The organism is Synechococcus sp. R5-12 (assembly GCF_047502655.1).
Classification (GTDB): Bacteria; Cyanobacteriota; Cyanobacteriia; order Thermostichales; family Thermostichaceae; genus Thermostichus.
On the sequence record NZ_JANSIM010000046.1, the window covers coordinates 1 to 9,025 of the forward strand.

Here is a 9,025-nt window from a genome sequence, read left to right on the forward strand (position 1 = left end):
TGAACAGTGATGTTCAGCAGTGTTCAGCGTAAATGTATCAGCAATTGGTAAGCTAGGGATCCCAATCCCTGAGGTCTTGCCCCTGTGACAGATCCCAATGCCATTCGGATCACCTTTTTGGGCACCAGCTCCGGCATGCCCACCCGCCAGCGCAATGTCTCTGGGGTGGCGGTGCAGTTTCCCCAGCGGTCGGAATGGTGGCTGTTCGATTGTGGCGAGGGCACCCAGCACCAGTTGCTGCGCCTAGACGAGCTGCGCCCCAGCCAGTTGCGCCGCATTTTCATCACCCACATGCACGGGGATCACATCTACGGCCTGCCGGGGCTGTTGGCCTCCTGTGGCTTGGGCAGCACCCCTGAGCACATCGATATCTACGGCCCGCCGGGCCTGGAAGAGTACCTGAAGGCCGTGTTGCGCTACAGCGAGACGCGCATCCCCTACGGCTTCCGCGTTCACACCGTCGAAACCGGTCTCATCCTGCAAGAGCCGGAATACTCCGTCTTCTGCGCGCCCTTGGATCACCGGGTGCCCGCCTTCGGCTACCGCGTGGTGGAACAGGATCGGCCAGGCAGCTTCAATGCAGCCAAAGCCCAAGCCGATGGGATCCCCTTTGGCCCTCTGTATGGGCAGCTCAAGGCCGGCCAATCCATCATCTGGCAGGGCCGCTGCTTTCACGGACGGGATTATGTCGGGGATCCCATTCCGGGCCGCAAATTCTCCTACTGCACCGACACGATTTTCTGCCGCAATGCTGTTGATCTCTCCCGGGCTGCGGATCTGGTCATCCACGAGGCTACCTACGCTCAGGCTGACTTGGAGCTGGCCCGCCGCTCTAAGCATTCCACCGCCGCCATGGCCGCCCAAGTGGCCGCCGAAGCCAAGGCCCAAGCTTTGATCCTCACCCACTTCAGCCCCCGCTACACCCCAGAAGCCCCCATTACCTTGGAAGACCTGCTGGCAGAAGCTCAGGCCATTTTTCCCAATACCCTGCTGGCCCGCGATCGGCTGACCTACGAGATCCCCCGTCGCAGCCCGTCCCCTCTGCCGGTGGGTGTGGGCTTGCCTCGCTAGAATGGTAGAACTGACAGTCTCAACCGGCAATGACGGATCCCAGACCTTACCCCGAACGTCCCCAATTTCCAGAGCGGCCCAAAACCGAACAACTGGATCAAAGTGCTGGCGAGTGGCGAACCTTCAGCGCTTTGCCCCCTGCCACTTCTCTGCCCCCGGTTCAAGCCGAGCGGCCAGCCCCGCAAACGGCTGCTGAGGGAGAACCCCTGCCAAAATTGGCTCCCTGGAGCAAACGAATTGGGGCTTTTGCCCTCGACTTTGGGCTGGGGCTGGGGATCTCCTACCTAGCCCAAGGCTTGGCTGCTCTGGTAGGGGCCAATGCAGGCGCCGTGGACATGACCGGCTATCTCGCCTTCTTCGCCACCTGGCTGGTGAACCGCGGCTATTTCCAATCCCGTCCTGAGGGCCAAAGCCTCGGCAAATGGCTGCTGAACATCAAAACCCTGGATCCCGAAACCGAAGCCTCGCCGCACCTGGTTCGCTCTCTGGCTCGAGAGGGGGTGCTCTCCCTCTTTGTGCTTACAGAGGCCCTGCTGGTGCCTCTGGCTGCGGATGGGCTGTTTGCCGTCTTCGACAAGGAAAAACGCCAAACCATTCACGACCGGGCTGGACGCACCCTGGTCGTGGAAGCGGAGCGGGGCTATCACCTGGATGAAAAAGTCCTGCAGTTTTTGCAGGACATCCTAGAGGGGGACGCTGCTGACGACGTCAAATCGGCTGCTCGCGACCTGCTGCGCCAAGCCCAGCGCAATGACACCGTGCGGGATCTGTCCAAGCAGTTGCAGCGCCTGAGCAAAGATGTGGATCGCAACGCCCGTAGCCTACGGCAACAAACGGGCAAGCAAGTGAAAACTTGGGTTGATTCCGTCAAGGAAAAGTTGGATAATTGGTGATCGCGCTTATCGAGGTAAACCCCCATCTCCAGCCTCAGGATCTGGGATTGCAGTTTCCTCATTGCCGTTTACCTTCGTCTTGGGATCCGTCATGGCCAAAGCAAAGGGTGCCCGCATCATCATTACTCTGGAGTGTACGGAGTGCCGCACCAACGTCAACAAGCGCTCTCCAGGCGTGAACCGCTACACCACCACCAAAAACCGCCGCAACACAACAGCCCGCTTAGAGCTGAAGAAATTCTGCCCCCACTGCAACCGCCACACCGTCCACAAAGAGATTAAGTAGTTCAAGCCGTTTCGCCGTTCTCCTACTCTATGGTTTACGCTCGCCGCCGCCTGTCTCCCATTAAGCCGGGAGAGCCCATTAGGTACACCGATGTGGAGCTGCTCAAGAAATTTGTTACCGAGCGAGGCAAGATCTTGCCCCGCCGCATCACCGGCCTGACCGCCAAACAGCAGCGGGAGCTCACTGCCGCGATCAAACGAGCGCGCATCATGGGTCTTCTTTACTTTGTCAACAAAGAGGGATAGCTTTCTCCGGATCCCGATGGGCCTGCAGCTTTCGCCGGAACTCCAAGCCCGCCTATCCCCACCCCTCGATATCGGTGGGGTGAAGGTTTTGAGTCGCGTCTTTCAGGCGCCACTGTCAGGGGTAACCGACCAGGTCTTTCGAGGGCTGGTACGCCGTTTTGCCCCCCACAGCTTGGTCTACACGGAAATGGTCAGTGCGACCGGCTTGCACTATGCCCGCCAGTTGCCCCGCATCATGGAGGTCGGCGAGGGGGAGCAGCCCATCGGCATCCAATTGTTTGATTGTCGGCCCGACTTTCTGGCGGAAGCGGCCCGCATGGCGGTGGACGAAGGGGCGACCTTGGTGGACATCAACATGGGCTGCCCGGTGAACAAGATTACCAAAAACGGCGGCGGCTCTTCTCTGCTTCGCGATCCCGACACGGCAGCGCGAATTGTGGAGGCGGTGGCCAACGCAGTGGAGGTGCCCGTAACCGTGAAAACGCGCCTGGGCTGGTCAGATCAGGAGATCAACATTTTGGATTTTGCCCACCGTCTGCAGGAGGCAGGGGCGCAACTGCTCACCCTGCATGCCCGAACACGCGCCCAAGGCTTCAACGGCAAAGCCCGCTGGGACTGGATCCGCCGCGTCAAACAGCACCTGCGCATTCCCGTCATCGCCAATGGGGATATTTTCTCGACAGCCGCAGCGGTGAAGTGTTTGGAGGAAACCGGAGCCGATGGGGTGATGTGCTCCCGCGGCACCATGGGCTATCCCTTTCTGGTGGGGGAAATCGATCACTTCCTGAAAACCGGTCAAGAAAGACCGGCCCCCACTCCCCTGGAGCGGATTCAAATGGCCTTAGAGCATCTGCGCGGTCTCTGGGAGTACAAGGGAGAACGTGGCATCCGTCAGGCCCGCAAGCACATGACTTGGTACATCAAAGACTTTGCCGGAGCCTCTCAATTCCGTGCTCTCCTCTGTCGCATTGAGACGGTGCAGGAAGGGGAAGCCCTGCTTCTTCAAGCCATGGAGCGCTGCCAAGAAGCCACACCTCGACCGGAAGAGGCCATTAAAACCACCGAGGAGGTCGACCTTCTCCCTGAAGCCGGTTGGGCGTAGCTCCAAGGATCCCCACAATTGGAAATTGCTTGGAAATCGCCGCACGTCTGCCTTGGCTGTAGCCTGTGGCCCCGAAAAAGGCTATTGCGCCTGCTGCTGGGACAGGGCTGCCACCAACTTTTCTCCCATTTCCTGGCAACCCACTAAAGTCATTCCCTCAGAGTAGAGGTCTGGGGTGCGGTACCCTTGCGCCAAAACGGCTTCTACCGCCTGTTCGATGCGGTCGGCAGCTTGCGGCTGATCCAGGGAGTAGCGGAGCATCAGGGCGCCGGAGAGCACCTGGGCAATGGGGTTGGCTTTGTCTTGTCCGGCAATGTCGGGAGCCGACCCATGTACCGGCTCGTATAGGCCGGGGCCAGAGGATCCCAGAGAGGCAGAGGGCAGCATACCAATAGAGCCGGTCAGCATGGCCGCTTCATCGGAGAGGATATCGCCGAAGAGATTGCCCGTGAGGATGACGTCGAACTGCTTGGGCCAGCGCACCAACTGCATGGCGGCATTGTCGATGTACAGGTGGGAAAGTTCCACCTCCGGGTACTCAGCCGCAATGACATTGACCCGCTCCCGCCACAGTTGCGACACCTCGAGAACGTTGGCTTTGTCCACCGAGCAGAGCTTGCGCCGGCGTTTGCGGGCCAGCTCAAAGGCAACTCGGGCAATCCGATCCACCTCAGCTTCGCTGTAGACCATGGTGTTCACGCCGCGCCGAGATCCTTGGGCATCCGTGAAGATTCCCTTGGGCTGGCCGAAGTAAATGCCCCCCGTCAGCTCCCGCACTACCACCAGGTCGATCCCCGAGATCACCTCTGGCTTCAGGGAGGAGGCCCCCACCAGTTGAGGGAAGACCTTCACCGGACGCAAGTTGGCAAACAGCCCCAGCCCCGCCCTCAAACCCAACAAGGCCCGCTCCGGGCGTTTCTCAGGAGGCAGAGCGTCGTACTTGAAGTCGCCGACAGCAGCCAGATAAACGGCATCGCTCTCTTGAGCCATTTTCAGGGTTTCTGCCGGCAAGGGATCCCCGGTCTGTTCGTAGGCGGCCCCGCCGATCAGGCCCTCTTGCCACTGAAGAGCAAATCCCATCTGCCGAGCAACTGCATCCAAAACGGCCCGTCCCACCCGCATGATTTCGGGGCCGATGCCATCTCCGGCAAGGGCTGTGATCCGATAGGTTCGAGCAGTTGAAGAAGAAGTGCTCATGAGCGGTCAAGCTGAAGATGAGGGCGTAGAGATACTACCATTTCGGCGGGCTGGCTCATCCCTTGGCACACAGGTTTGCAGACAACTCCTCTAAAAAGCTCTCCAAATAACAAAGTGCAGCCTGGCCCCCAACCTGCTGCACTCTGATGGTGATTCTGATGGTGATGATGACGATCAACCCATCAAGCGGGAGTCCCAGATGTTCTTTTAGAACAAGCCCAAGGTGACCCACTTATCCAAGGGCAAGGTGGCACCTATGCCCAGGTAGAGGGTGACCAAGGTGCCGATCAGGAACACCGTTGTCGCCACTGGGCGGCGCAAGGGGTTTTGGAACTTGTTGACGTTTTCGATGAAGGGCACAAACAAGAGACCCACAGGAATGGCAGACATCAGAGCAATTCCCAACAGCTTGTTGGGAGCAATCCGCAGGATGTGGAAGGCGGGGTAGAGATACCATTCCGGCAGAATTTCCAGAGGCGTAGCAAAGGGATCCGCCGGCTCACCCACGCCTGCCGGATCCATGACTGACAGGCCGACAATCACCCCAATAGTGCCCAGGATCACCACCGGAAACATAAAGAGCAAGTCGTTGGGCCACGCAGGCTCACCATAGGTCATGTGGCCCATGTTTTTCTTCAGCTTGGCTACAACTTTGGGGTTGTCTAGATCAACCTTGCGGGTAATGGCCTCGGTCGCTATCACCTGTTTTGAGACGGCCATGGGAGTTCTCCTTATCTAGGGACAAAAGTTCTGAAAAAGGGGCAGGTAAAGATCCCAGTTACCAGGAAAGTCAAAGGCGTCTGGGAGTCAAACCTTGCTCACAAAGGCCCAGAAATGCCTTGGCGGCGGATCATCAAAAAGTGCATGGTCATAAAGACCGCGGTCAGCCAGGGTAGCACGAAAGTGTGCAAGCTGTAGAAGCGAGTCAGGGTAGCTTGACCAACCGCTTCGCCACCCCGGATCAGTTGCACCAACAAGTCGCCCACCACCGGAATGGCACTGGGCACACCTGAGACGATCTTGACTGCCCAGTAGCCCACCTGATCCCAGGGCAGGGAGTAGCCGGTAACGCCAAAGGAGACGGTCAGCACCGCCAAGATTACACCGGTTACCCAGGTCAGCTCACGGGGCTTTTTGAATCCCCCTGTCAGATAGACCCGGAAGGTGTGTAGGATCATCATCAGCACCATCATGGAGGCGCTCCAACGGTGGATGGAGCGCAACAGCCAGCCGAAGTTCACCTGGGTCATGATGTAGTTCACCGATTCAAAGGCCTCAGCCACCGTAGGACGATAGTAAAACGTCATGGCGAAGCCGGTGGCAAACTGAATTAAGAAGCACACCAGCGTCACCCCGCCGAGGCAGTAGAAGATGTTAACGTGAGGCGGAATGAATTTCCCTGTTGCGTCGTCGACGAAAGGCGTAATCTCCAGCCGCTCGTCCAACCAGTCGTAAACTTTGCTCATAATGCCTGCAATTCTTGAAATTGGATCTCGAGGGCGGGGCAAGCCCACTCTACTCAGCAATGTAACACAATCTTTTAACACCATCCTGGCGTCGGGCTCAGCTTGGGGACGAAGATCTCGATCCCAGGAGGCCAGGCAAGTTTTCGATATTGCGTTTTGTTCATGTTTCTTAATGTTTTTTGGGATCGATGGTTGTGCAGAAGCCGAGATACACAGGGATCCGCTGGAGAGGGTGGGGGATCCGCATTGTCTTGCTTGGGTGTTTGCTCTGGGCGAGTTTGGGCATAGGCCCCTGTCCGGTGCAGGCCAGCCGCTGGGGAGAAGAGCAGCAACTGCTGGCGCAGGCTTGGGCCTATGTGGATCGGGCCTATGTGGATCCGGGGTTTAACGGGCAAAACTGGTGGCAGGTGCGGCAACGGTTTCTCTCCCGGCCCTTAAAGGAGCGCAAGCAGACCTATCAGGCCATCGAGGAGATGTTGGCCACTCTGGGGGATCCCTTTACTCGCTTTCTGGATAAAGAGCACTACCTCAGCCTGCAGACCTCCACAGCCGGCGAGCTGAGCGGTGTCGGCTTGCAGATTGCCATCGATGAGCAGGGGGCGGTGCGGGTGATTGCCCCCATGGAGGGCACTCCTGCCGAGCAGGCCGGGATCCAACCCCAGGATGAGATTTTGGCGGTGGATCGGGTGCCGGTGGCGGGGCTGAGCCTGGACGAAGTGGCCGAGCGGATGCGGGGGCGCAGCGGCACGCCGGTTACTTTGAAGCTGAGGCGGCAGGATCGCATTTGGGAGGTGGAGCTGGTACGCCAATCGATCACCATCAACCCCGTGCGCACCCGTTTTTTTGAGCTGCCTCAGGGATCGGTGGCCTACATTCGCCTCAGCCAGTTCAACGGCAATGCTGCCGCTCAAGTCCGCCAAGCCATTCGGGCCGCAGAAGCTCAAGGGGTGCGGGGCTACATTCTCGATTTGCGCAACAATCCGGGGGGACTCTTGCAGGCGGCCATTGAGATCGCCCGCTTCTGGATCCCCAAGGGTGACATTGTGCTGGTGACGGATCGCCACGGCATTCAAGACAGCATTCCCGCCACCGGCGAGGTGCTCACAGAGGCGCCGCTGGTGGTCTTGGTAAATCAGGGCAGCGCCAGTGCCAGTGAAGTGTTGGCCGGGGCACTTCAGGACAGTGGGCGAGCTCAACTGGTAGGAACGCGCACCTTTGGCAAGGGTCTGATTCAATCCCTGCTGGAGCTGGCAGATGGATCGGGGCTGGCGGTGACCACGGCCAAGTACCTCACCCCCAGCGGCCACGACATTCATCGCCAGGGGATCCAGCCCGATGTGGTGGTGGCGGAGGGATCCGTTCCCCTGACGGCAGAAACCTTGGCCGGGCCGGAGGACATCCAGCTGCAGCGAGCCTTGGAGTTGTTGGGGCAGACCCAAGGGATCCCGGTGGCCAAAAGCGGGTGAGGGAGGAGATCCCGCTCCAGACCCAGATCTCAATCGTTGGCATTAGGATTTGGATTCCTGTTTGTTTTCAATTCGTTTTAGGATCAGAGGCAGGGTTTCCCGTCCAGCGCTGATCTCTGACTCTGTCCGCTCCCGCCCGCATGAACGCCATCCAGCAATTTCACCACTTTTTCAACTGCTGCATTGGGGCTTGGCGCACAGAGCGCACCTACCATTACCTAGACCGTGGCGAGGTGGAGCGCTCCCGCACCGAGTTCACCATTCGCACTCTCACCCCTGAGCTCAAGCACAAGGTGCTCACCGACAACAACTACCCCAACCACAACGTGGATGGTTTTTTGGGCTTTCACTTGGCTTTTGAGACCGTTTCCGAAAAGGGTGAGGAGGCCGGGCAAGAGCTGAACATGCTGTTTGTCCCTCGGCAGGAAACCCCCCTGGGGCTGCAGGGAGACTACCTGCGGGATCGGGCCTACGAGGAAGATCGCCCGATGGTGGCGGCTTTCCGGTTTGATCCCGGATCCCTGCAACTGGTGATGACCACCACCTACACTCGTGTGGTTGCCGTAGATACCATCACTCTACTGAATCCGCGCCTGCGCCTGCGGCAGATCCTTACCTACCAACGTCCCCCTCAGGGTCAGCCTTTGCAGGAGCTGTTGCTGGTGGGGTTTGGGGTAGAACAGAAGCTGACCTAGCCTGCGGATCCTGAGCATGACGCTTCCCAAAGACCTGAGATTGTCTCAGCACTTGGCTCTGATCCAGTTGAGGTTCGAGCGAGGACAATACCGGCAGGCGCTAGAGGAGGTTAAGCAGGCCCAAAGCCGCTATCCGCAGTCGGGTAAGCTACGGCTCTGGCAGGCCCTGGCCCAAGAAGCCCTTGGCGAAACGCAGGAGGCCATCCTGTTGGCCCAAACCTTGCTGCGCAACCCAGATCCAGAAGTTGCCCAGCAGGCTCGCTATGTCTTGGGTATCTGGCAAGCCCCTCGTCTGCGGCGTCCGGCGGAGTGGTTGAGCGAAATTCCCGATCTCAGCCGGCTGGAGGAAGCTGATCCCCCAGAGTACCGCTTGGCCTATGGGCGCTCCCAACGCAAAGGCCCTTCCCCAAGATCTGGGGATCCCCTCAGCCGCCGGGCAGCGGATCCCCCGTTGGACACTAAGCCCCTCATCTGGGTGTTGATCGGGATCCTCTCGACCCTGCTGGCCGTGATGGCTTGGCTGCCCTAGAGGGGGGTATAACCCTCGCCGCTGCTGGGTTAGTGGGGAGCATGCCTCTAACCCCCAAAACCCTGAACTTTGCTG

11 protein-coding genes are annotated in these 9,025 nt (G+C 59.1%); 8 read left to right on the plus strand and 3 right to left on the minus strand.

The window, feature by feature from the left end; all coding sequences use genetic code 11:
- Nucleotides 1–102: 102 nt before the first annotated feature.
- The 5 genes from rnz (at nt 103) to dusB (ending at nt 3,597) form a co-directional block, all read left to right on the plus strand.
- Entirely contained in the window at nt 103–1,071 is a 969-nt protein-coding gene (rnz, locus tag NW843_RS03345) for a ribonuclease Z (protein ID WP_414350436.1), read from the plus strand.
- Nucleotides 1,072–1,100: 29 nt separating this feature from the next.
- Nucleotides 1,101–1,964 (plus strand): RDD family protein, encoded by an 864-nt coding sequence (locus tag NW843_RS03350; protein ID WP_414375156.1) that lies wholly within the window; start codon nt 1,101–1,103, stop codon nt 1,962–1,964.
- Between the two features lie 91 nt (nt 1,965–2,055).
- Nucleotides 2,056–2,250: a 50S ribosomal protein L33 gene (gene rpmG / locus NW843_RS03355; RefSeq protein WP_011433240.1), complete on the plus strand. Its 195-nt coding sequence runs from the start codon at nt 2,056–2,058 to the stop codon at nt 2,248–2,250.
- A gap of 29 nt (nt 2,251–2,279) precedes the next feature.
- Complete coding sequence (gene rpsR, locus NW843_RS03360; RefSeq protein ID WP_011433239.1) at nt 2,280–2,495, plus strand: 30S ribosomal protein S18; 216 nt, start codon at nt 2,280–2,282, stop codon at nt 2,493–2,495.
- Between the two features lie 16 nt (nt 2,496–2,511).
- The gene (gene dusB, locus NW843_RS03365; protein ID WP_414522110.1) at nt 2,512–3,597 is read left to right on the plus strand and encodes a tRNA dihydrouridine synthase DusB; all 1,086 of its coding nucleotides are present in this window, start codon (nt 2,512–2,514) and stop codon (nt 3,595–3,597) included.
- 81 nt (nt 3,598–3,678) lie between these two features.
- Here dusB and leuB read toward each other — a convergent pair whose 3' ends face one another.
- The 3 genes from leuB to petB form a co-directional block, all read right to left on the minus strand.
- Nucleotides 3,679–4,794: a 3-isopropylmalate dehydrogenase gene (leuB, locus tag NW843_RS03370; RefSeq protein WP_414341994.1), complete on the minus strand. Its 1,116-nt coding sequence runs from the start codon at nt 4,792–4,794 to the stop codon at nt 3,679–3,681.
- Between the two features lie 207 nt (nt 4,795–5,001).
- Entirely contained in the window at nt 5,002–5,514 is a 513-nt protein-coding gene (gene petD / locus NW843_RS03375) for a cytochrome b6-f complex subunit IV (RefSeq protein ID WP_011433236.1), read from the minus strand.
- A 98-nt stretch (nt 5,515–5,612) separates the two neighbouring features.
- The gene (gene petB / locus NW843_RS03380) at nt 5,613–6,260 is read right to left on the minus strand and encodes a cytochrome b6 (protein WP_041436518.1); all 648 of its coding nucleotides are present in this window, start codon (nt 6,258–6,260) and stop codon (nt 5,613–5,615) included.
- Nucleotides 6,261–6,448: 188 nt separating this feature from the next.
- Here petB and NW843_RS03385 point away from each other — a divergent pair, with 188 nt between their 5' ends.
- From NW843_RS03385 to NW843_RS03395, 3 genes are all read left to right on the plus strand, one after another.
- Nucleotides 6,449–7,726, plus strand: a complete 1,278-nt coding sequence (locus NW843_RS03385) for a S41 family peptidase (protein WP_414522111.1) — start codon at nt 6,449–6,451, stop codon at nt 7,724–7,726.
- 140 nt (nt 7,727–7,866) lie between these two features.
- Nucleotides 7,867–8,421, plus strand: a complete 555-nt coding sequence (locus NW843_RS03390) for a phycobiliprotein lyase (protein WP_414522112.1) — start codon at nt 7,867–7,869, stop codon at nt 8,419–8,421.
- 16 nt (nt 8,422–8,437) lie between these two features.
- On the plus strand, nt 8,438–8,950 hold the full coding sequence (locus tag NW843_RS03395; RefSeq protein WP_011433231.1) for a tetratricopeptide repeat protein: 513 nt from the start codon (nt 8,438–8,440) through the stop codon (nt 8,948–8,950).
- Nucleotides 8,951–9,025: the final 75 nt, after the last annotated feature.